Raw genomic sequence first — 21,335 nt, forward strand, 5'->3', positions numbered from 1 at the left:
TCTGCGTGCAACAGGATGCGTCGGGCATCATGATGGTACCCGGTCAGGATTTTCAGTCAGGAGAGCGGTGCCATGCGGGTTTTCTTCAATTCGCGCCACGATGCCCATGACGGGGCAGGCGAAATGCATCACGGACGCATGGTGCCATGTTTCGAGAATGCCCGGCGTATTCCGATCATTCGCGATGCCGTCGCGCACGCGATCAAGGCGCAGCTGGTTGATCCGACCGATCACGGCATCGGCCCGATCCGCGCGATCCATGAGCCGGACTATATTGATTTTCTCGAAAACGCCTGGAGCGAATGGACCAAGGCGGGGAAAAGCGGTGACGCCTTCCCCTATGTCTGGCCGACGGGCGGTTTTTCAGGCGGCAAGCCCGAACATATCAGCGCGCGTCTGGGTCAGTACGCCATTTCATCTGATACACCGATCACGCAAGGGACCTGGAAGGCGGCCTATTGGGGGGCGCAGACCGTCATATCGGCAGCCGAGGCAACCTGGAGCGAAGGCGAAGCATCCTTTGCTCTGACCCGTCCGCCGGGGCATCATGCCCATGCCAACCGCTATGGTGGGTATTGTTTCTTGAACAATGCCGCCATCGCCGCCCAGCACATGATTGCCAAGGGGGCGAAAAAGGTCGCCATCCTTGATATCGACTACCATCATGGCAATGGCGCGCAGGACATTTTCTATGAGCGTGGTGATGTTCTGACGATTTCGATCCATGCCGACCCAACCCATCAGTTCCCGTTCTTCATGGGCTATGCCAATGAAACCGGGCGCAATGACGGGCAGGGTGCGAACCTTAATATTCCGCTTCCAGCGGGCAGTGATTTCGCGGGCTGGGGGCAGGGCTTTGCCAAGGCAATGCAGAAACTTGTGACCTGGCAGGCCGATGCGCTGATCGTGCCCCTTGGTGTTGATGCCCACGAGGCCGAGCCGATCTGTGACTTTAAACTCCAGACCGATGATTTTAATCGCATCGGTCAGATGATCGGGCGAATGGGGCTTAAGACCATGTTTACCATGGAAGGCGGTTATGCCCATGATGTGATAGGTCAAAACGTCGCCGCGGTTCTGAGCGGATATCTGGCGCTTGCCAAAAACTAGGTCACCCCAAGTCGAATACAAAAACGCCCCGGCATCTGTTCGGGGCGTTTTTTTGTTTGGCGTTCTATTTGTTTAACGTTCCCAGGGCGGCGTACCGCCAAATTCCGCCACCAGAAAATCGACAAAGGCGCGGACGCGCGTCGGCAGATAACGGTTTTCCGGATAGAGCGTATAGACCGCATGCGACGGTGGCTGGTAATCGGGCAGGACGCGTTGAAGGCGTCCGTCGCGCAGATATTCGTCGACTTCCCAGTTCGATTTCAGCGAGATGCCATGCCCGTCAAGGCACCAGCGGGTCAGGACTTCGCTGTTATCGGAATCCATCGAACCGGCGATGGCCAGGGTTACTGGCGGTTCATCATTTGGCCCCTGCAGGGTCCATTGATATTGCTGTGATCCCGGGAAGCGCAGCAGCAGGCAATTGTGGTTCAAAAGGTCGGCGGGCACCTTGGGTGCGCCGTTCTTTTTAAGATAATCCGGGCTTGCGACCAGCATGCGTTTATTGGTGGCCAGCTTGCGGACAATCAGCGAGCTTTCCTTAAGCTCGGCAATGCGGATGGCAAGATCGACCTTGTCTTGCAACAGATCGAGCAACCGGTCAGACAGATGCAGGCGGATTTGCACATCCGGGTTCTGTTCAACGAATTTCGGAATGATCGGGGCAACGAATTTGTTGCCGAATGCCACCGGGCAGGTCAGCGTGACCGGGCCGCGGGTGGTATTTTTCTGATTGGCGATGGCGTTTTCGGCTTCCTGCATTTCCGAAAGAATGCGCAGGCAGTGACGGTAATAGACATCTCCCTCGGTCGTCAGATTGACCCGGCGCGTTGTGCGGTTCAGCAAACGCACCCCAAGCCGTTCTTCAAGGCGGGCAATCCGGTTTGACACCACAGCCGCCGAATGGCGCAATTCACGCCCGGCAGCAGAAAGGTTGCCAAGTTCGGCAACACGGACAAAAATCTGGATGTCCTCAAAGTCGGACATGGCGCGGGAAGCTCCTGATGTCTGAGGGCTGTTTCTTGATTTCTGGTGGGCGCTTTAAATCATTATATGTGCAGATTAGCGGCCACACTCTGCCATTTTAAAGATTATTTTGAAAGTCATTTCGATTATGCTCAACCCCTAAATAATAGAGGCGGTCGGGTGACTGTGATAGGACAGGAAACAGATCGACTGAATTAAACCCGGGCAAAATGCTGCCATCAGAGCCATTCATGCGTCCCGGGGCATCATCAAGGCAGGGCTGCCAGCGCGCCGGAAACCGCGCACAGGCGAGACGGAGGTTTCAAGCACCGTGGATATTCTGTTTCAGGACTGGATCAATCTGATCCTGCGCTGGGCGCATTTGATTACGGGCATCGCCTGGATCGGGTCTTCGTTCTATTTCGTCTGGCTTGACCTGAGTTTGCGCAAACGCCCGGACATGGATGAGGGTGTCTATGGCGAAGCCTGGATGGTTCATGGTGGCGGGTTCTATCATGTGAACAAATGGATGGTGGCACCCAGTTCCATGCCGCCGGAACTGCACTGGTTCAAATACGAGGCCTATTTCACCTGGATTACCGGCTTTGCGCTTTTGGTCACCATGTATTACTGGAGTGCCGAAAGCTATCTGATCGATCCCAGCGTTCTGGCGCTGACCAAGATGGATGCGATCCTGATTGGGCTTGGCAGCCTGTTTGCCGGGTGGGTGATCTATGACATCATCTGCAAAAGTGCGATTGGCAAACGCACCGATACGCTGGCGTTCGCGCTGTTTATCCTGATCATGGCGGCGAGTTATCTGTTTACCCATGTGTTCAGCGGGCGCGGTGCGTTTATCCATGTCGGTGCGATGATTGGTACGATCATGGCCGCCAATGTGTTTCGCATCATCATTCCGAACCAGAAAAAGGTCGTCGCCAGCCTGATGGCTGGGGAAAAGCCCGATCCGAAACTGGGACTGCAGGCCAAGCAGCGTTCAACGCACAACAACTACCTGACGCTTCCGGTGTTGCTGATGATGATCAGCAACCACTATTCGATGCTGTTTTCCCATGATCAGTCCTGGCTGATTGTCGGTCTGATTCTGATCATCGGCGGGTTAGTGCGCCATTTCTTTAACACACGAAATGCTGGCGGTACCGGCAAGGCAATTGCCTGGCAGCTTCCGTCGGCTGCGGTTGGGATGGCGATCCTTGCGATGTTTGCATCCTATGATCCGAATGCGGTCAAGCGTGCCGATGAAGACGTGATTACTGCCAACCATGCCTTGGCCATCGTTCAGACCCGTTGTTCGACCTGCCATTCGGCGAACCCGAGTGACGAGGGCTTTGACGAAGCCCCGGCAGGCGTGATGTTTGATGATCTGGCCCAGATCGAAGCCAATGCGCAGCGTGTTTTGGCACAGGCGGTTATTGGCCGGGCCATGCCGCTTGGCAATATGACGGAAATGACCGACGAGGAACGCGAGCAGCTTGGTCAGTGGATCCGCGCAGGCATGCCGGAATAAGCAGACAGGAACGAAATACAAAGGAAAGAGCGGTCGTATTGCACGACCGCTCTTTTGCGTTGACGGATTGTTTTAAGGTCGGCGGGGATGGGGGATCAAATCCAACCTAAATGTCAGCGCGATAGTTCATCGGTACCCAGTCATACATGGTGGCATCTTCGCGCACATGACCAAATCCCGGGAAGGCGACGTGGCAACCGGCAACCAGGTATTTTTCCTGTACCGCTTCGGCAAAGGCCGCTTCGCGTGATTTGATTGCCATGTCGGTGTCGCCGTCAAAGGCGATGGCAATATTCGGATCGTCAAACTGCACGACATCGCCATGGGTAATGTCGCCCCAGTAAACAAACTTCTCGCCCTTGCTTTCGATCCAAAGCGCGCTGTGGCCCGGCGTGTGTCCGGGGCGGAAAGTGGTGTTGACCATGCCTTCGATGGCCGGGGCATCGGGTGCATATTTCACAAGCTTGCCACTATCGATATAGGGGGTCAGGGCCGCAACCGCCTGATCAAAGAACGCCTTGGCGTCTTCGGGTGCGGTCGCCTTGTTTTCAGCACTGAGCCAGAACGCGGCGTCTGCGTCTGGAACATGCACGGTGGCATTGGCAAAGACCTTGTTGCCAGCCAGTGTCAGGCCACCGGTATGGTCGGGATGAATGTGGGTAATCACAACATCATCGACCTGATCAGGGTGGTAGCCCGAGGCAATCATATTGGCCGGAAGTTTGCCAAGTGCCGGTCCCATCAGATCGCTCGTACCCGCATCAAGCAATACAAGACGATCCCCGAAATTCAGCAAATAGGCATTGACCGAAAGATAGGTTGGGGTTCCCTGAAACGCATTGGCAAGGGCCAGGCGGGCCTGTTCGGGCGTGGTGTTCACGTAAAGATCGGCGATCGGGAACTGGGCCGCACCATCCGAAAGGGCGGTGACTTCGACATCGCCGACCATGACCCGGTAATAGCCCGGTGCCTGTGTGCCAACCAGCGGTGCCTTTGCCTTTGCGGCCAGTGGCACAAAGACGGTGCTGCCAATCGCGCCAACGGCACCGGCGGCAAGCGTGCTTTTGAGCAAATCACGACGTGATAGCATTTTTCTTTTCCCTCAAATCATGCCGGTGTGAACCGGCGGGTTGTAAGCTGATGGGGAAAGGCTATAGTGCGATCAGTCAGTAATCAAATCGATACCAGTCATGGATAATATTGATCATTTCAATTTACGGTCATTTGACCTCAACCTGATGATTGCGTTTGACGCCATGATGCAGGAAATGAGCGTGACCAAGGCGGCCGAGAAACTGCGCATCGGGCAGTCGGCAATGAGCCACAATCTCAATACCTTGCGGATGTTGCTGGCTGATGACCTGTTTGTGCGTGTGGGTCAGAAAATGCAGCCGACAGCAAAAGCCCGTGCGCTGGCCGGGCCGGTGCGCACCGCCCTTTCCCAGGCACAGAACGCCCTTCATGCGACGGATTCTTTTGATCCGCAAACCGCCCAGCGTGTTTTTCGGTTGGGCGTGACGGGTGAAATGGACATGATTTTGTTGCCGGTTCTGATGCAGCATTTGCAGCAGCAGGCACCGGGTATCAAGATTTTGAGCCGTACCATCACATCTGAAACCGTTGATGGAATGATCAATGGCGGCGAGATCGATCTGGCGATTGGCTGCAAAAGCCAACTCAACACAGGCCATTTCGGCGAGGTTCTGTTCAACTCGGAAGTCGCCTGTTGTTTTAATCCTGATATTCTCGATTTGCCGCTGCCGATGTCGCGTGCGCAATATCTGGCATCGCGGCATGCGGTTCTGTCCCAGACGGAGAATGTCGCCGGGTGTGTTGGTGTCGCGCTTCAGGGGATGGGGATTGAACTTGATGTTGTTCTGGCGGCACCTGATTTCATGCCACTTTTGGCAGCGGCCCGAAACAGTGCCGTGATTGCCACTGTGCCGTGTCGCATTGCCAACCAGTATGCGCCGTTATTCGGGTTGTCTTATTGCCCGATGCCGATTGATGTGGCGTTTCCGCCGGTGAGGATGAACTGGGCTGTGTGGACGGACAAGGATGTTGGTCTGATCTGGTTGCGTGATCAAATCCGCACAGCAATTAACGCGATCGCGCCGGACCGCGAATTGCAGGCGGCCGAGTGATTCCGGACAAATACAGCCAGAAATCAAAGCGCCCCGCCGGTCTCCCGACGGGGCGGGAAGCCGGCCGACACAAGGCAGATTGTGGTGCAATAAGCTCAGCGCAGGCGAAACTTCCGCGCTCCAGATAGGCTGTGAAAACCCTGACGTCAACATGATCAAAAATTAATCAAAATGTAATCAATGATTGAAAAATAATCATTCAAAACACGGCTTGCGCAAATATTTTCCCCGAAATAGCTGTAAAATAGTTTCTTATTGCGTGAGAATCCCTCGATTCGCGATTTTATTCGATATGGCCTCTGAGTCTGGCACGGTTTTAGCAAGTGCAACGGCGGTGCAATAAAAACTCAGTGGAGGCTATAAATGAATAAGAAGCTTCAGGCGCTCATTGGCGCCGGGGCCATGGCAGTGTCTGCAATGGCAATGTCAGCCGCACAAGCAGCAGAAACCATCAAAGTTGGTGTGCTGCACTCTCTTTCCGGGACGATGGCGATTTCCGAAACCACGCTGAAGGACACTGTCCTGATGCTGGTTGATGACCTGAACAAGAACGGTGGTCTGCTTGGCAAACAAGTCGAAGCCGTTGTTGTTGACCCGGCTTCTGACTGGCCGCTGTTTGCTGAAAAGGCACGCGAACTGATCGAACAGGAACAGGTTGCTGTCGTCTTCGGTTGCTGGACGTCGGTTTCGCGTAAATCGGTTCTGCCGGTCTTCGAAGAACTCAACAGCATGCTGTTCTATCCGGTTCAGTACGAAGGTGAGGAAAGCTCGCGCAACGTGTTTTACACCGGTGCAGCCCCGAACCAGCAGGCCATTCCGGCTGTTGATTACCTGATGAGCGAAGATGGCGGCTCTGCCGAGCGTATCGTTCTTCTGGGTACCGACTATGTTTATCCGCGTACCACCAACAAGATCCTGCGTTCTTACCTGAACGGCAAGGGTATCTCCGATGAAGACATCATGGAGAACTACACCCCGTTCGGTCATTCTGACTGGCAGTCGATCGTTGCTGACGTGAAAGCATTCGCATCCGCTGGCAAGAAAACTGCCGTGGTTTCGACCATTAACGGTGACGCGAACGTTCCGTTCTACAAAGAACTGGCAAACCAGGGCATCAAAGCTGAAGACATTCCGGTTGTTGCCTTCTCGGTTGGTGAAGAAGAACTGGCTGGTATCGATACAGCGCCGCTGGTTGGTCACCTTGCTGCCTGGAACTACTTCCAGTCGGTTGAGTCCGATGCCAACACGGCCTTCATCGAAAAGTGGCACGCCTTCATCGGTGATGAGTCGCGCGTAACCAACGACCCGATGGAAGCAACCTATATCGGCTTTAACATGTGGAAACAGGCTGTTGAGCAGGCTGGCACCACCGATGTTGATGCGGTTCGTCAGGCAATGTATGGCCAGGAAGTTGCAAACCTGACTGGCGGTACCGCTGTCATGAACACCAACCACCACCTGTCCAAGCCGGTTCTGATCGGCGAAGTTCAGGATGATGGCCAGTTTGACATCGTTTGGGAAACCGAAGGCACCGTCGTTGGCGATGCATGGTCGGACTTCCTGCCGGAAAGCGCAAAGCTGACCGCCGACTGGACCTATCCGTGGGTCTGCGGCAACTGTGAAAAACCGATGTACTAATTGGTTTCGGATGGGCCGGTCGTGGCAACGCGACCGGCCTGTTCATTTTCAACGCAACCGGCATCCGTCTGCTGTCCGCGTTTTCTTTATCCAATTTTCCATATTGAATTCAAAGGTTTGGTGATCATGCGCAATGACATGTTTTCAGTGCTGCGCCGTTCTCCGTTCTCATTGGCCAAAACGCGTGACGTCGCCCTTCGACTGGGTGCCTTGATCGCGTGTCTGGCTTTGCTTGTGATCGCAACACCCAATAGCGCACAGGCATTTAGCGACGAAGAACTGCGAAACATCGCCGAACAGTTAAATGATAAAAGTGCGACCAAGAAGGTCGCGGTAATCGAGGAAATGGCGGCGGATGGTGATCCGCGTGTCGCCCCGATCCTTAAGGCCATGCTTGATGGTGACCTATATGTTCGCGACAGCGACGAGCATGTCGTTATCGCAACCAAAAAGGGCAAGGTCTTTACCCATATCGACATCGTCAGCGGCGAAGAAGTCGGTGAAAGTTCATCCAAGGAACTCTCCAAGATCAAGATCAACAACCGTCTGCGGGGTGCGCTGCGCGATGCGTTGGCGACGCTGAACCTGTTCAGCCCGGATCTTAATATCCGAAGTGCTGCGGTCGAACAGATCATGGATGCCCGTGATCCGGCGATGTTGCCGTTGCTTCTGCGCGCGATTGACCGCGAAGAGGATGAAACACTTCTGGCACGCATGGAACTGGCGCAGGCCACCATGGCACTGGCGGCTGGTGAAACCACCGAAGAACGCCTGAGCGCGATTGATGTTCTGGCCAGCGAAACCACGCCGCAAATCCGTGCGGTGCTGTCGCAATTTGTCGCCAGTGCCGAGGCAGAAGGTTACGAGCCCGAAGTGGTTGCCGCCGCCGAGGATGCGCTTGCCTCCGTCGAGGGTCGCCTGTCGACCTGGCAAACGATCGGGGATGTCTATCGCGGTATCAGTCTGGGGTCGGTTTTGTTGCTGGCGGCGGTCGGTCTTGCCATCACCTTTGGCGTGATGGGCGTGATCAACATGGCGCATGGCGAAATGATCATGATCGGTGCCTATACCACCTTTATGGTGCAGCAGGCGCTTGGGTCTATCCTGCCATCCGGGTCGGCATGGTCATTGGTGATATCAGTGCCAGCTGCCTTTTTGGTCGCGGGCGCCGTCGGGGTTGTGATCGAACGATCTGTCATCCGTTTCCTCTATGGTCGGCCGCTTGAAACCTTGCTTGCGACATGGGGGGTCAGCCTTGTCTTGCAGCAAGCCATCCGCACGATTTTCGGGGCAACCAACCAGCAGGTCACGGCACCTGATTTCATGAGTGGTGCGATTGAATTTTCGACCGGTCTGGTGCTGACCTATAACCGGCTGTGGATCATTTTGTTTAGCATCATCGTGGTGGCCGGTATTGCCGCCGTGCTGCGCTATACCGCGTTTGGTTTGCAGATGCGCGCCGTTACCCAGAACCGGCGTATGGCCGGATCGGTTGGTATTCGCACCGGTTATGTTGATGCGCTGACCTTTGGTTTGGGGTCGGGGATTGCAGGCGTCGCCGGTGTGGCACTCAGCCAGATTTCAAACGTCAGCCCGAACCTTGGCCAGACTTACATTATCGACAGTTTCATGGTCGTCGTGTTTGGCGGGGTCGGGAACCTTTGGGGCACGGTACTGGGCGCATTCAGCCTTGGCATTGTGAACAAGTTCCTTGAGCCGATGGCAGGTGCGGTTCTCGCCAAGATCTTTGTCCTGATTGCGCTGATCCTGTTTATCCAGAAACGACCCAAGGGGCTGTTTGCCCTTAAGGGTCGCGCGGTGGAGGCCTGATCCATGACCGATTATCGTCAAAAATACCAAATGACGCCGGTTATTGGCTGGCTGTTGAAAGACCGCGGCGGGATGATCCTTTTGGGTATTTTGATTGCGGCCGCCATTCTGGTGCCGGCAAGCAATTTGTTGTTGCCCGAAAGCTCCGCTTTTCATGTGCCAACCTGGATGGTCAGCCTGCTTGGCAAGTATCTTTGCTATGCGCTGCTCGCACTCAGTGTCGATCTGATCTGGGGGTTCTGCGGGATTTTGTCACTTGGCCACGGGGCGTTCTTTGCGCTCGGCGGGTATGCCATGGGCATGTATCTGATGCGTCAGATCGGCGATCGTGGCGTTTATGGTGATCCGATCCTGCCGGACTTCATGGTCTTCCTGAACTGGCAGGAATTGCCATGGTACTGGTATGGCTTTGACATGTTCTGGTTTGCCATTGTCATGGCGATGTTTGTGCCGGGGCTTTTGGCCTTTGTGTTTGGCTTCCTTGCCTTCCGGTCGCGTGTGACGGGGGTTTATCTTTCGATCATCACGCAGGCCATGACCTACGCGCTGTTGCTGGCTTTCTTCCGCAACGATATGGGCTTTGGCGGCAATAATGGCCTGACCGATTTCAAGGATCTGCTGGGGTATTCGTTGCAATCGGATGGTACGCGGGCTGGTTTGTTTGTCGCGTCCTGTGTGTTTCTTGGCATTTGCTATACGGTGGCGCGCGGCATTACCCAGTCGCGTCTGGGCAAAGTCTTGATTGCCATTCGCGATGCCGAAAGCCGGGTGCGTTTCACCGGCTACCGGGTTGAATATTACAAGCTGTTTGTCTTTACCGTTTCAGCCGTTATGGCCGGCATCGCCGGTGCGCTTTATGTGCCGCAAGTCGGGATCATCAATCCGGGCGAATTTGCCCCGGCCCTTTCGATTGAAATCGTGATCTGGGTCGCGGTTGGCGGGCGTGGCACGCTTTATGGGGCGGTGCTTGGCGCGTTTATCGTCAACTATGCCAAGACCTTCTTTACCGGGGCGATGCCGGATTTCTGGCTGTTCTTCCTGGGCGGGTTGTTCATTGCCGTCACCCTGTTCCTGCCAAAAGGTGTGATCGGGGCGGTGCCGGCATTCGGATCGGCAGATCGGCAATCATTGTTCACGACCTGGCGTAAACGACGCGCAAATGAAGGAGGCAAGGCATGAGCGAAGCAGTCGCCATTCAAAAGAATGCCTCGGACGAGGAGCAGGTCAAATCCGCGCGGTCGGAAACCATCCTTTATGTCGATGGCGTGTCGGTGACCTTTGACGGGTTCCGCGCACTCAATAACCTGTCATTTTATGTCGAGCCGGGTGAACTTCGCGCCATCATCGGCCCAAACGGGGCGGGTAAGACGACGATGATGGATATCATTACCGGCAAAACGCGGCCTGATACCGGTGACGTGCTTTTTAAAAGCGAGATCGATCTGACCAAGCTGGATGAGGCCGAGATCGCCAATCTGGGCATTGGCCGCAAGTTCCAGAAGCCGACGGTGTTTGAAAGCCATACGGTTTTTGACAACTTGCTTCTGGCGTGTTCGGGCGGGCGCGGCGTGTTTCAGGCCCTGTTCCATCGCCTTTCTGATGCGGAAAAGATCAAGATCGAAAAGACGCTGGTCACCATTATGCTGGAAGACAAGCGTGATGAGATGGCAGCCAATCTTTCGCACGGGCAGAAACAATGGCTGGAAATCGGCATGCTGTTGATGCAGGAGCCCGAACTTCTTCTGGTCGATGAACCGGTTGCCGGGATGACCGATTCCGAGACCGAGGAAACGGCGAAACTTTTACGGTCGATTTCCAAGGAATACTCGGTCGTGGTGGTTGAACACGACATGGAATTTGTCCGCGACCTTGATTGCAAGGTGACTGTTCTGCACGAAGGATCGGTTCTGGCCGAAGGGCGCCTTGATCACGTGCAGAAAGACCCGCGGGTCATTGAAGTCTATCTGGGACGCTAGGGGAAAACTGTCATGCTTGATGTCAGCAATATTGATCTGTTTTACGGGGCGTCCCATGCGTTGCGCAAGGTGTCGCTGAGTGCTGAAACCGGTAAGGTCACTGCGGTTCTGGGCCGTAACGGGGTTGGCAAAACGTCGTTGATGCGCGCCGTGGTTGGTCAGCACCCGATAACGGAAGGCAACATCAAATGGGAAGGCAAGGATATCTCGCGCGATCCGTCTTATCGTCGTTCGGCCAATGGGATCGCGATTGTCCCGCAGGGGCGCGAGATTTTTCCGCTTTTGACGGTGAAGGAAAATCTTGAGACCGGCTTTGCCGCCTTGCCACGTGCCCTGCGCCATATCCCGGATGAGATTTTCGAACTGTTCCCGGTGCTGCGCGACATGCTGGGTCGTCGCGGTGGTGACCTTTCGGGTGGGCAGCAACAGCAGTTGGCCATCGGGCGCGCGCTTGTCACCCGACCACGGTTGCTGGTGCTTGATGAACCAACCGAGGGCATTCAGCCATCGATCATCAAGGATATTCAGCGCGTCATCAAACAGCTGGCCGATCGCGGTGATATGGCGATCCTGCTCGTCGAGCAATATTTTGAATTCGCCCATGAACTGGCCGACGAGATTGTCGTGCTTGAACGTGGCGAGGTTGTTTTGTCGGGTGCGAAAGAAACGCTCGACCGTGAAAAAGTCCGAGCCTATCTGACTGTTTGATCGGCATTTGCCAAAATTTTGCGCAAACGGTGTGCCGCCAATCGGGCCAAATACCGCCAAACTCCCTGTATCGGCAGGGTATTGGCGGTTGGCCCGCATCTTGCTGTGAGGACCCTTGGTATTAAGGCTCCATAAGTGGGCCGTTACATTCAGGTGACTTTGTGCAGCTTCGCAAACTTGAACCGACAACATCCGCAATTCCGAATGCGGAGATGGAAACGTCAGTAATGCCCGCCCGCATCATCACCGATGGCCGGGCAGAGGTGACGTTTCGTCAGGGCACGGGTGCAGCGCATCAGGGCGGGCATGCAGCCCTTGATCATCTTTATTACCGTGACCCGATGAAAATCCTGTTCCCGCGCCCGGTTGCGGGGGATCTGGCGACGGCCGTTCTGGTCACGACATCGGGCGGCATGGTTGGCGGCGACAAGCTGGCCTTTGCTGGCAAGGTCGAAGAAGGTGCATCCGCCCTGTTTACTGCCCAGGCGGCAGAAAAGATTTACCGGTCGGTCGGACCGGATTGCGAAATGTCGGTTGATCTGGATGTCGCCGATGGTGGCTGGCTTGAATGGTTGCCCCATGAAAGCATCCTGTTTGATCAGGCCCGCCTGAAACGCAAAACCACCGTGCGTGCATCTGGTAGCGGCATGGTCATGGCCGGCGAGATGATGGTGTTTGGCCGCCTTGCGCGCGGCGAGGTGTTTACCACGGGCCTGGCGCGCGATGCGTGGGATGTGTCGATTGATGGACGTCCGATCTGGCGCGATGCGCTGCATCTGGAAGGCGATGTGTTGCGCATGCTTGATCACGCGGCGGCCTTTGACGGTGCACGCGCCAATGCGACCGCCATTTTGGTCGGACAGGGCGCGGAACAAAACCTTGAAGCCGCGCGCGACTGTCTTGCGCAGGCGACCGAGGGGCTTGAGGCGCGCGATGTGTTGTGTGCCGCGACCGCGATGAACGGCATTGTGATTGCCCGTTTCATGGCGCGCGATCCGATGAAATTGCGCCGGGTCTATGGCGCATGGTGGAAATCATTCCGCCATCAAACAAGGGGGCTTCCCGCACGCTTGCCGCGTTTGTGGGAGATTTAAAAAATGAAGCCAAGGAGTAGGCAGGCATGAATCTGACGCCACGCGAAAAGGACAAACTGCTGGTCTCGGTCGCCGCCATGGTGGCGCGCAATCGCCTTGCACGGGGGGTGAAGTTGAACCATCCCGAAGCGATCGCGATCATCACCGACTATGTCGTTGAAGGGGCGCGCGATGGCAAATCTGTTGCCGATCTGATGCGCGACGGGGCAACCGTGATCACGCGCGATCAGGTAATGGATGGCATTGCCGAAATGATCCACGAAATTCAGGTCGAAGCGACCTTCCCGGACGGGACGAAGCTTGTGACCGTTCATGAACCAATTCGCTAAGGGGGCTACTGATATGATTCCAGGTGAAATCATTACCAAGGAAGGCAGCCTCATCCTGAACGAGGGGCGTGAAACCAAAACCATCACCGTTGCCAATACCGGGGACCGTCCGGTGCAGGTGGGGTCGCACTATCATTTCTATGAAACCAATCCGGGCCTTGATTTTGACCGCGAAGCCGCCCGTGGCTTTCGCCTTGATATCCCGGCTGGGACCGCTGTTCGTTTCGAGCCGGGCCAGTCGCGCGAAGTCAATCTGGTGAAATATGCCGGTACCGGCACGGTCTATGGCTTTAACGCCAAAATCAACGGCAAGCTCTAAGCGGGGGGATGGAATAAATGGCTTATGAAATTGATCGTCCGTCCTATGCGGCCATGTTTGGCCCGACCGTCGGTGACAAGGTCCGACTGGCCGATACCGACCTGATTATCGAGGTCGAAAAAGACTTCACCACCCTTGGCGAGGAAGTCAAATTCGGCGGCGGCAAGGTGATCCGTGATGGCATGGGCCAGTCACAGGCAACGCGTGCTGATGGTGCGGTTGATACCGTGATCACCAATGCGCTGATCCTTGATTACACCGGCATCATCAAGGCCGATATTGGCATCCGCGATGGCCGCATTGCCGGGATCGGCAAGGCCGGAAACCCGGATGTGCAGCCCGGTGTCGATATCATCATCGGTCCGGGTACCGAGATTATTGCAGGTGAAGGTAACATCATCACCGCTGGCGGTATTGATGCCCACATTCACTGGATCTGCCCGCAGCAGGTTGAAGACGCGCTTTATTCCGGTGTGACCAGTATGCTGGGCGGTGGTACCGGCCCGGCGGCGGGCACGAACGCCACAACCTGTACGCCAGGTCCGTGGCACATTGCCCGGATGCTGCAGGCAGCCGATGGCATTCCGATGAATATCGGCTTCTTTGGCAAGGGTAACGCGACCCTGCCCGGATCGCTGATCGAACAGGTCAAGGCAGGTGCGTGCGGCCTGAAGCTTCATGAAGACTGGGGTACGACCCCGGCGGCGATTGATACCTGCCTGTCGGTGGCTGATGACCTTGATGTGCAGGTCATGATCCATACCGATACCCTGAATGAAAGCGGCTTTGTCGAGCACACCCGTGCATCGTTCAAGGGCCGAACCATTCACACCTTCCACACCGAAGGTGCCGGTGGTGGCCATGCGCCAGACATCATCAAGCTGTGCGGTGAAGCCAACGTCTTGCCAAGCTCGACCAATCCGACGCGTCCGTTCACGGTCAATACGATTGACGAGCATCTGGACATGCTGATGGTTTGCCATCACCTTGATCCGAAGATCCCCGAAGACGTCGCCTTTGCCGAAAGCCGTATCCGCCGTGAAACCATCGCGGCCGAGGATATCCTGCATGATCTTGGCGCGTTTTCGATCATCTCGTCAGACAGTCAGGCCATGGGCCGCGTTGGTGAAGTCATCACCCGCACTTGGCAGACAGCAGACAAGATGAAAAAGCAGCGCGGTGCGTTGCCCGAGGATTCTGGCAAGGGCAACGATAACTTCCGTGCCAAGCGCTACGTTGCGAAATACACCATAAACCCGGCGATTGCGCAGGGGATTGGCGCGCATGTTGGTTCCATCGAAGTTGGCAAGATTGCCGACCTTGTGGTTTGGAAACCTATGTTCTTTGGCACCAAGCCCGACATGGTGATCAAGGCCGGCATGATTGCCGCCGCCGCCATGGGCGATCCGAACGCATCGATCCCGACCCCGCAGCCGGTCCATTACCGCCCGATGTTTGGCGCCTATGGCAATGCGCTTGCGAAATCGAGCTTCTCGTTCGTATCTCAAGCGGGCATTGATGCGGGTATTGCCGCCGAATTCGGCCTGTCAAAAGAACTTCTGGCGGTGTCGAACACGCGTAATATCGGCAAGAAGGACATGAAGCTGAATGATGCGTTGCCGGTAATGGAAGTTGATCCGGAAACCTATCAGGTGACGGCGGATGGTGAACTTCTGAGCTGTCAGCCGGTTGATGTTGTGCCGATGGCGCAGCGTTACTTCCTGTTCTGATCGGTGGCTGAGAACCCCATGCGTCACGCCATTGAACATATCCCGGTCGACCGTGCCGACACGTCTGAAGTGCGTGGCACGGTGACCCTGGCCTTTTCCGACCGGCATCGCCGCCGCATTCGTCTGCATGATGATGCGGGGGAGCCGTTCCTGCTGGATCTGCCGCATGCGGTGCGTCTGGCGGATAGGGATCGATTGCGCCTTGCTGATGGCGGGGTGATTGTCGTGCGCGCGGCAGAGGAGCCGGTTCTGACCATTACCGCCGCCGGGCCGATTGCAACCGCCAAACTGGCCTGGCATATCGGCAACCGGCATACTCCGGTTCAGGTTCTGAATGACGGGCGTCTGCGCATCATTGATGACCACGTAATGCGCGACATGATCACGGGCCTTGGCGGTGTGGTGGAAAACGAAATCGCACCGTTTGATCCACTGAACGGGGCCTATCACGGGCTGGGCGGCGCGCATGGTCACAGCCATGGGCATGATCATTTCGACCATGACGATCATGAACATGATCCCGGGCATGATCACAAGCACAGCCATCACCACGGGCATTCCCATGACCACGGATGATCTGACCCTTAACCCGGCTGGCCTGATGCGGTTGATGACGTGGCTAAGCCCGTCATTCCCGGTCGGTGCCTATACCTATTCGCATGGCGTGGAATATGCCGTCGAAGACGGCCGGGTGACGTCGGCGGATAGCCTGATCAACTGGGTTGAAGGGGTTCTGGAGTTCGGGGCCGGGCGGATTGATGCGGTGCTGTTTTGTGCCGCATGGCGGGCTGCGCGCGCCGGTGATGAAGCGGCCCTGTTTGACATCGGGGTCGAGGCCGATTGCTGGCGCGGCACATCCGAGATGGCGTTGGAGGCAACCGCACAGGGACGTGCCTTTGTCTCGACCATGCAAAAGGTCTGGGGTGATGGGATGATCACCCGCTGGGCCAATGCCATGCGCGAAGATGATCGTTTGCCATCCTATCCGGTGGCGGTGGGCATCGCGGCTGCCCATTTTGAGGTACCGCTGCGTGATGCGCTGACGGCGTATTTGCATGCGATGGCGGCAAACCTTGTGTCCAGTGCGGTGCGTCTGGTGCCGCTGGGGCAGACCGATGGTGTCAGATCCCTGTCGTCGCTTGATGGTGCGGTATCGGTTGCGGTTGATCACGCCATGCAGGCTGAACTTTCCGATCTTGGTGCTGCGGCACCGATGGTCGACTGGACGTCGATGAAACACGAAACCCAATATACGAGGCTATTTAGATCATGAGCTCTCCCCTTCGTATCGGAATTGGTGGCCCGGTTGGTTCGGGCAAGACCGCCCTTCTGGAACGCCTGTGCAAGGCGATGTGCGATGAGTTCAACATCGCTGCCATCACAAACGACATCTATACCCGCGAAGATGCCGAATTCATGACCCGTTCGGGCGCACTGGCCGCAGACCGCATTGCCGGTGTTGAAACCGGTGGCTGCCCGCATACGGCCATTCGCGAAGATGCCTCGATCAATCTGGCGGCGGTCGAAGACATGGCCGCCAAGCATGCCGGGCTTGAGGCGATCTTTATTGAATCGGGCGGCGACAACCTGTCAGCCACCTTTTCACCAGAACTCGCCGACATCACGATTTACGTCATCGACGTTTCGGCAGGCGACAAAATCCCGCGCAAAGGCGGGCCGGGCATTACCCGATCCGATTTGCTGGTGATCAACAAGACCGATCTGGCACCGCTGGTGGGGGCCGATCTGGGCGTGATGGACCGTGATGCCAAGAAAATGCGCGGTGATCGTCCATTCCTGTTCACCAATCTCAAGGCGATGGATGGCCTTGAAGACGTGAAGAACTTCATCATCGAGACAGGGGGGCTCCGCCAATCCGCAGCATCCTGATATGGGGATATAAGGAAAGCTGCACGGGCTTTGCGGGTTACATTAACGCGGCATTGACCCAAGGATGACGGGAGCACGCACCGCCCGGCTGGCAACAGCCGGGCGTTTGTGTTTTGAGGCTCAAATCAAATGCGCAACTTTTTAGTTGCATAATGGGAAAGTTTCTGGCAGGTTAAATGCAACAAAGAGGTTGCATTATGTCAAATACCATTGAGAAGTCGATTGAAATCAAAGCATCCCGTTCCCGCGTGTGGAAGGCCCTGACCGATTCAAAGGAATTCGGCATCTGGTTCGGGATCAATATCGAAGGCCCGTTTGTGGTTGGTGAAGTTTCCAAGGGCATGTTCACCATTGATGGTTTCACCCATGTGCCGTGGAATTCAACGATCAAGGCGATGGAGGAACCAGCCTACTTCGCCTATACATGGCACCCCTATGCGGTTGACCCCGAAGTCGATTACAGTGGGGAACCCGAAACCCTCGTCGAATTCTGGCTGGAAGAAACGTCCGGCACGACATCGGTAAAGGTGCGCGAAACCGGATTCGATAACCTACCATCCCATCGCATTGCTGAGGCGCTGCGGGCCAATACAAACGGCTGGGAATTCCAGCTCGAAAACATCAAGAAATATGCAGAAACCTGAAAATAATTCGGACATTGGCAAACATGATAAGGATTTCTCCGTCATGTTTGCCGCCTTGGGCGATCCTACACGGTTGGCGATCTTTGATCGTCTGGCCGATGGCAAGCCGCGCTCAATCTCGGTGCTCTCTGATGATGCCGATATGACCCGACAGGCCGTGACCAAGCATCTGCGCGTGCTTGAGGCGGCAGGGCTTGTGCAGAACCATCGGGTCGGGCGCGAAAGCCAGTATGCCTTTTGTCCGGAACAACTGGCCGAGGCGCGCGCCTATCTTGATCAGGTGGCGGGCCGTTGGGAATCTGCCCTGATGCGGCTTAAGTCCTTTGTCGAAGATGACGACGCCTAAGGTTTTGAAAAATATCGGATATTGCGTTCCTCTTAATTGAGCTACGCAGTATCCGGTGTCATTTTGCTTGGCGTCGATGATATTTGCGGTTATCCCATATCGCGTTGAGCCGGTCGGGCGGACCGGTTAACGAAAGGCAGTCCTGCGCAAGGGGTTGATTTTGGGGCTGTCTTATAACGGGAATGGGAAACCGTTACATGAAGACCAAAGATATTGTCTACGTCGCCCTGTTTGCAGCCCTGACCGCCGTTCTTGGGCTGTTTCCGCCAATTACCCTTCCAGTCACCGGTGTGCCGGTCACAGCACAGTCACTTGGTCCAATGTTGGCCGGGGCCATTCTGGGTGCCCGTCGTGGCGGACTTTCGATTGTTCTGTTCCTTGTTCTGGTTGCTGTTGGTTTGCCGCTTTTGTCCGGCGGGCGCGGTGGCTTTGGCGTGATGATGGGTGTCACGGGCGGGTTCATTTTTGGCTGGGCCATTTCGGCCTTTGTCATCGGCCTTCTGATCGAGAAGTTCTGGAACCGTTTGAACGTGATCAATGCAGCACTTTCCATCGCCTTTGGCGGGATCGTGGTGCTGTACGCCATAGGCAATGCCTGGGTCGCGGTTGCGGCCGACATCAGCTATTGGCAGGCAACCGTCGGTGCCGCGCCGTTCCTGATCGGGGATGCCATCAAGGTGGGCATTGCAACAGCCGCATGCCTTGCGGTGCGTCGTTCCTATCCCTTGATTTCCAGAGCATCCTGACTTCTTATGGGCACAAGCACATGGTTGCTTGTGCCCATTCCAGTTTCCCCGACAACGCCGGACTGGCCGCATGATCCGAATTGAAAATGTCTCTGTGCAGTTTGAGCAGCGACATGCGCTTGCTGATATTGACCTGACGCTTGGCGAAAAGCGCATCGGGATTGTTGGCGCGAACGGGTCGGGCAAAAGCACCTTTGTCAGGTTGCTGAATGGTCTGCAAACCGCGACATCGGGGCGGGTCCTTGTCGATGATCTGGACGCGGCAAAGGATGGCCGCAAGCTGCGTCGTCATGTCGGATTTGTGTTTCAGAACCCGGATAATCAGATCGTTTATCCGGTGGTCGAGGAAGACATTGCCTTTGGCTTGAAACCGCTCAAGCTTCCCAAGGAAGAGGTCAATCGCCGGATTGATGACGTGCTTGCGCGCTATGACCTTCAGGATTTCAAAACCCATCCCAGTCATTTGCTAAGTGGCGGGCAAAAGCAGTTGCTAGCCATCTCCGGCGTGCTGGTGATGGAGCCGCGTTATATCGTTTTTGATGAGCCGACCACGCTTTTGGACTTACGCAATCGCAACCGGGTACAGCGCGCCATTACCGAGCTTGATCAGACGGTGATTACTGTTTCGCATGATCTTGATCTGATTGCCGATTACGACCGGGTGCTGGCGTTTGAGGATGGCAAGGTCGTGCTTGATGGCACCCCGGCAGACGTCCTTCCGAAATATCGGGAGATGATGGCGTGATCGCGGGGCTGTATATTGACGGGCAGTCTGCCCTGCATCGGGCAGCGGCCGGGGCCAAGATCCTTGCCATGGTCGCCCTTGGTACGGGCGTGTTCCTGATCCCCGATTGGCCAGTGGTCGGGTTTGTTCTGGCGACTGTCTTGCTGCTTTATCCTGTATCCGGTTTTGGCCCACGCATTATGTGGGCGCAGATCAAGCCGATCTTGTGGCTGCTGGTGATCTTTTTTGCCGTTCAGCTTTGGCTGAATGACTGGCAGGCGGGATTGCTGGTCATCATCCGGATTGCGGCAATTGTGATGTTTGCATCGCTTGTGACCCTGACCACCAAAACGTCCGACCTTTTGGCATCACTTGAACGGGCCATGCAGCCGCTACGCCCGATTGGCGTAGACCCGGAAAAGGTCAGTCTGGCAATTTCGATGGTGCTGCGCTTTATTCCGGTGATCTCCACCGTGGCATCGGAAATCCGCGATGCCCAACGCGCACGCGGCCTTGATCGATCCATCATTGCGATGGTGGTGCCACTGATTATCCGCACGCTCAAAATGGCCGACGATGTCGCCGATGCGATAGACGCACGAAGCTTTGACTAGGCACCATCGCAAGGTTTTCAAATTTCCCCGAAAAGAAAAGCCCCGACACGCCATTGGGGGGAAGGTACGGCGGCGTGCCGGGGAAGTCGAAGATCGTTGGTGCAATCAGCTCAGTCCAAGATGCTTGGCGTGGAAGCGGATATGATCTTCGATAAAGGTCGAGATGAAATAGTAGCTGTGGTCATAGCCATCCTGAATGCGGATGGTGACCGGGTAGTTTGATGTCTTGGCCGCGGCTTCAAGCACTTCGGGTTTAAGCTGTTCGGCCAAAAAGCCATCGGCACCGCCCTGATCGACAAGGGCAGGGGTCTGAACATCGGGCGCACTTGCGGCCTTCATCAGTTCCGAGCTGTCCCAGTCTTTCCAGGCTGATTTGTCATCACCGAGATAATTGCCAAGCGCCTTCTGGCCCCACGGGCAATTGATCGGGTTGGAAATCGGTGCAAAGGCGGTGACGGACTTGAACGTGCCCGGATTGCGCAGTGCAATCATCAGTGCGCCATGACCGCCCATGGAATGACCGGAAATCACCGCATTGTCATTGACCGGGAAGTGATCCTTGATGAGAGCTGGCAGTTCCTTGGTCACGTAATCATACATGCGATAATTGCGCGCCCACGGTTCCTGGGTGGCGTTGACGTAAAAGCCTGCCCCCTTGCCGAAATCATAAGCCTCTTTCTCGTCATCGGGGACATGATCGCCGCGCGGGCTGGTGTCCGGGGCGACGATGGCGATGCCCAGTTCTGCGGCAATGCGAAATGCACCGGCCTTCTGCATGAAGTTTTCATCCGTGCAGGTCAGCCCCGACAGCCAGTACATGACCGGCACCTTGGTGCCGTTGCTGGCCTGTGGTGGCAGAAAGATCGCAAAGCGCATGTCGCAGCCAAGGGTGGTTGACGGGTGGGTATATTGCTTTTGCCAGCCGCCAAAGACCTTGTTGCTTGAAGAATTCTCGATACCCATACCGGGGCCTCCTTCTGATCGGCCACCGCCGGATGGCTT

At 56.0% G+C, this 21,335-nt stretch carries 23 protein-coding genes; 20 read left to right on the plus strand and 3 right to left on the minus strand.

Annotated elements, in window-relative coordinates; genetic code table 11:
* Window positions 1-72 precede the first annotated feature (72 nt).
* Entirely contained in the window at window positions 73-1,110 is a 1,038-nt protein-coding gene (locus tag WBY09_RS03360) for a histone deacetylase family protein (protein ID WP_336231974.1), read from the plus strand.
* Window positions 1,111-1,182: 72 nt separating this feature from the next.
* On the opposite strand, the gene WBY09_RS03365 is transcribed toward WBY09_RS03360, so the two are convergent.
* Window positions 1,183-2,094: a LysR family transcriptional regulator gene (locus tag WBY09_RS03365; RefSeq protein ID WP_336231975.1), complete on the minus strand. Its 912-nt coding sequence runs from the start codon at window positions 2,092-2,094 to the stop codon at window positions 1,183-1,185.
* A gap of 310 nt (window positions 2,095-2,404) precedes the next feature.
* Between WBY09_RS03365 and WBY09_RS03370 the strand changes: the two genes are divergently transcribed.
* Window positions 2,405-3,601, plus strand: a complete 1,197-nt coding sequence (locus WBY09_RS03370; RefSeq protein ID WP_336231976.1) for a urate hydroxylase PuuD — start codon at window positions 2,405-2,407, stop codon at window positions 3,599-3,601.
* Window positions 3,602-3,707: 106 nt separating this feature from the next.
* Here WBY09_RS03370 and WBY09_RS03375 read toward each other — a convergent pair whose 3' ends face one another.
* The gene (locus WBY09_RS03375; protein WP_336231978.1) at window positions 3,708-4,691 is read right to left on the minus strand and encodes an MBL fold metallo-hydrolase; all 984 of its coding nucleotides are present in this window, start codon (window positions 4,689-4,691) and stop codon (window positions 3,708-3,710) included.
* Between the two features lie 100 nt (window positions 4,692-4,791).
* Between WBY09_RS03375 and WBY09_RS03380 the strand changes: the two genes are divergently transcribed.
* From WBY09_RS03380 to WBY09_RS03465, 18 genes are all read left to right on the plus strand, one after another.
* On the plus strand, window positions 4,792-5,745 hold the full coding sequence (locus WBY09_RS03380) for a LysR family transcriptional regulator (protein ID WP_286792797.1): 954 nt from the start codon (window positions 4,792-4,794) through the stop codon (window positions 5,743-5,745).
* Between the two features lie 363 nt (window positions 5,746-6,108).
* Window positions 6,109-7,383, plus strand: a complete 1,275-nt coding sequence (urtA, locus tag WBY09_RS03385) for an urea ABC transporter substrate-binding protein (RefSeq protein ID WP_008888426.1) — start codon at window positions 6,109-6,111, stop codon at window positions 7,381-7,383.
* 126 nt (window positions 7,384-7,509) lie between these two features.
* On the plus strand, window positions 7,510-9,213 hold the full coding sequence (urtB, locus tag WBY09_RS03390; RefSeq protein WP_336231981.1) for an urea ABC transporter permease subunit UrtB: 1,704 nt from the start codon (window positions 7,510-7,512) through the stop codon (window positions 9,211-9,213).
* 3 nt (window positions 9,214-9,216) lie between these two features.
* Entirely contained in the window at window positions 9,217-10,392 is a 1,176-nt protein-coding gene (gene urtC / locus WBY09_RS03395) for an urea ABC transporter permease subunit UrtC (RefSeq protein ID WP_064787639.1), read from the plus strand.
* The gene (urtD, locus tag WBY09_RS03400; RefSeq protein ID WP_336231983.1) at window positions 10,389-11,189 is read left to right on the plus strand and encodes an urea ABC transporter ATP-binding protein UrtD; all 801 of its coding nucleotides are present in this window, start codon (window positions 10,389-10,391) and stop codon (window positions 11,187-11,189) included. Before urtC ends, urtD begins: the two co-directional genes overlap by 4 nt.
* A 12-nt stretch (window positions 11,190-11,201) precedes the next feature.
* Complete coding sequence (gene urtE, locus WBY09_RS03405; protein ID WP_008888422.1) at window positions 11,202-11,897, plus strand: urea ABC transporter ATP-binding subunit UrtE; 696 nt, start codon at window positions 11,202-11,204, stop codon at window positions 11,895-11,897.
* A 212-nt stretch (window positions 11,898-12,109) separates the two neighbouring features.
* A complete protein-coding gene (locus WBY09_RS03410; RefSeq protein WP_336231984.1) occupies window positions 12,110-12,991 on the plus strand; it encodes an urease accessory protein UreD in 882 nt (293 codons plus the stop codon).
* Between the two features lie 26 nt (window positions 12,992-13,017).
* Complete coding sequence (locus tag WBY09_RS03415) at window positions 13,018-13,320, plus strand: urease subunit gamma (RefSeq protein WP_062956784.1); 303 nt, start codon at window positions 13,018-13,020, stop codon at window positions 13,318-13,320.
* Window positions 13,321-13,333: 13 nt separating this feature from the next.
* Window positions 13,334-13,639, plus strand: coding sequence for an urease subunit beta (locus tag WBY09_RS03420; protein WP_008888419.1), 306 nt, complete (start codon window positions 13,334-13,336; stop codon window positions 13,637-13,639).
* A 17-nt stretch (window positions 13,640-13,656) separates the two neighbouring features.
* On the plus strand, window positions 13,657-15,369 hold the full coding sequence (gene ureC / locus WBY09_RS03425; RefSeq protein WP_336231987.1) for an urease subunit alpha: 1,713 nt from the start codon (window positions 13,657-13,659) through the stop codon (window positions 15,367-15,369).
* 18 nt (window positions 15,370-15,387) lie between these two features.
* Window positions 15,388-15,945 (plus strand): urease accessory protein UreE, encoded by a 558-nt coding sequence (locus WBY09_RS03430; protein ID WP_336231988.1) that lies wholly within the window; start codon window positions 15,388-15,390, stop codon window positions 15,943-15,945.
* Complete coding sequence (locus WBY09_RS03435; RefSeq protein ID WP_336231990.1) at window positions 15,836-16,642, plus strand: urease accessory protein UreF; 807 nt, start codon at window positions 15,836-15,838, stop codon at window positions 16,640-16,642. Before WBY09_RS03430 ends, WBY09_RS03435 begins: the two co-directional genes overlap by 110 nt.
* Window positions 16,639-17,259: an urease accessory protein UreG gene (ureG, locus tag WBY09_RS03440; RefSeq protein WP_336231992.1), complete on the plus strand. Its 621-nt coding sequence runs from the start codon at window positions 16,639-16,641 to the stop codon at window positions 17,257-17,259. Before WBY09_RS03435 ends, ureG begins: the two co-directional genes overlap by 4 nt.
* Window positions 17,260-17,456: 197 nt before the next feature.
* Window positions 17,457-17,903, plus strand: coding sequence for an SRPBCC family protein (locus WBY09_RS03445; RefSeq protein ID WP_336231993.1), 447 nt, complete (start codon window positions 17,457-17,459; stop codon window positions 17,901-17,903).
* 43 nt (window positions 17,904-17,946) lie between these two features.
* On the plus strand, window positions 17,947-18,249 hold the full coding sequence (locus tag WBY09_RS03450) for an ArsR/SmtB family transcription factor (RefSeq protein ID WP_336231994.1): 303 nt from the start codon (window positions 17,947-17,949) through the stop codon (window positions 18,247-18,249).
* 197 nt (window positions 18,250-18,446) lie between these two features.
* Window positions 18,447-18,995, plus strand: a complete 549-nt coding sequence (locus WBY09_RS03455; RefSeq protein ID WP_336231995.1) for a biotin transporter BioY — start codon at window positions 18,447-18,449, stop codon at window positions 18,993-18,995.
* Between the two features lie 70 nt (window positions 18,996-19,065).
* Entirely contained in the window at window positions 19,066-19,740 is a 675-nt protein-coding gene (locus WBY09_RS03460) for an energy-coupling factor ABC transporter ATP-binding protein (RefSeq protein WP_336231996.1), read from the plus strand.
* Window positions 19,737-20,333, plus strand: a complete 597-nt coding sequence (locus WBY09_RS03465) for an energy-coupling factor transporter transmembrane component T family protein (protein ID WP_336231997.1) — start codon at window positions 19,737-19,739, stop codon at window positions 20,331-20,333. The genes WBY09_RS03460 and WBY09_RS03465 overlap by 4 nt, the downstream gene beginning before the upstream one ends.
* A gap of 105 nt (window positions 20,334-20,438) precedes the next feature.
* Here the strand turns inward: WBY09_RS03465 and fghA are convergent, their stop codons facing one another.
* Window positions 20,439-21,296, minus strand: coding sequence for an S-formylglutathione hydrolase (gene fghA, locus WBY09_RS03470; protein WP_336231998.1), 858 nt, complete (start codon window positions 21,294-21,296; stop codon window positions 20,439-20,441).
* Between the last annotated feature and the right edge of the window lie 39 nt (window positions 21,297-21,335).

The sequence above is a fragment of the Thalassospira sp. CH_XMU1458 genome (assembly GCF_037027205.1).
GTDB lineage: Bacteria > Pseudomonadota > Alphaproteobacteria > Rhodospirillales > Thalassospiraceae > Thalassospira > Thalassospira tepidiphila.

What these genes read in the sequence shown, in the direction of transcription:
- WBY09_RS03360 (WP_336231974.1), top strand. Translation starts at nt 73, where the DNA reads ATGCGGGTTTTCTTCAATTCGCGCCACGATGCCCATGACGGGGCAGGC.
- WBY09_RS03365 (WP_336231975.1), bottom strand. Translation starts at nt 2,094, where the DNA reads ATGTCCGACTTTGAGGACATCCAGATTTTTGTCCGTGTTGCCGAACTT.
- WBY09_RS03375 (WP_336231978.1), bottom strand. Translation starts at nt 4,691, where the DNA reads ATGCTATCACGTCGTGATTTGCTCAAAAGCACGCTTGCCGCCGGTGCC.
- WBY09_RS03380 (WP_286792797.1), top strand. Translation starts at nt 4,792, where the DNA reads ATGGATAATATTGATCATTTCAATTTACGGTCATTTGACCTCAACCTG.
- urtA (WP_008888426.1), top strand. Translation starts at nt 6,109, where the DNA reads ATGAATAAGAAGCTTCAGGCGCTCATTGGCGCCGGGGCCATGGCAGTG.
- urtB (WP_336231981.1), top strand. Translation starts at nt 7,510, where the DNA reads ATGCGCAATGACATGTTTTCAGTGCTGCGCCGTTCTCCGTTCTCATTG.
- urtC (WP_064787639.1), top strand. Translation starts at nt 9,217, where the DNA reads ATGACCGATTATCGTCAAAAATACCAAATGACGCCGGTTATTGGCTGG.
- urtD (WP_336231983.1), top strand. Translation starts at nt 10,389, where the DNA reads ATGAGCGAAGCAGTCGCCATTCAAAAGAATGCCTCGGACGAGGAGCAG.
- urtE (WP_008888422.1), top strand. Translation starts at nt 11,202, where the DNA reads ATGCTTGATGTCAGCAATATTGATCTGTTTTACGGGGCGTCCCATGCG.
- WBY09_RS03410 (WP_336231984.1), top strand. Translation starts at nt 12,110, where the DNA reads ATGGAAACGTCAGTAATGCCCGCCCGCATCATCACCGATGGCCGGGCA.
- WBY09_RS03415 (WP_062956784.1), top strand. Translation starts at nt 13,018, where the DNA reads ATGAATCTGACGCCACGCGAAAAGGACAAACTGCTGGTCTCGGTCGCC.
- WBY09_RS03420 (WP_008888419.1), top strand. Translation starts at nt 13,334, where the DNA reads ATGATTCCAGGTGAAATCATTACCAAGGAAGGCAGCCTCATCCTGAAC.
- ureC (WP_336231987.1), top strand. Translation starts at nt 13,657, where the DNA reads ATGGCTTATGAAATTGATCGTCCGTCCTATGCGGCCATGTTTGGCCCG.
- WBY09_RS03430 (WP_336231988.1), top strand. Translation starts at nt 15,388, where the DNA reads ATGCGTCACGCCATTGAACATATCCCGGTCGACCGTGCCGACACGTCT.
- WBY09_RS03435 (WP_336231990.1), top strand. Translation starts at nt 15,836, where the DNA reads ATGGTCACAGCCATGGGCATGATCATTTCGACCATGACGATCATGAAC.
- ureG (WP_336231992.1), top strand. Translation starts at nt 16,639, where the DNA reads ATGAGCTCTCCCCTTCGTATCGGAATTGGTGGCCCGGTTGGTTCGGGC.
- WBY09_RS03445 (WP_336231993.1), top strand. Translation starts at nt 17,457, where the DNA reads ATGTCAAATACCATTGAGAAGTCGATTGAAATCAAAGCATCCCGTTCC.
- WBY09_RS03450 (WP_336231994.1), top strand. Translation starts at nt 17,947, where the DNA reads ATGTTTGCCGCCTTGGGCGATCCTACACGGTTGGCGATCTTTGATCGT.
- WBY09_RS03455 (WP_336231995.1), top strand. Translation starts at nt 18,447, where the DNA reads ATGAAGACCAAAGATATTGTCTACGTCGCCCTGTTTGCAGCCCTGACC.
- WBY09_RS03460 (WP_336231996.1), top strand. Translation starts at nt 19,066, where the DNA reads ATGATCCGAATTGAAAATGTCTCTGTGCAGTTTGAGCAGCGACATGCG.
- fghA (WP_336231998.1), bottom strand. Translation starts at nt 21,296, where the DNA reads ATGGGTATCGAGAATTCTTCAAGCAACAAGGTCTTTGGCGGCTGGCAA.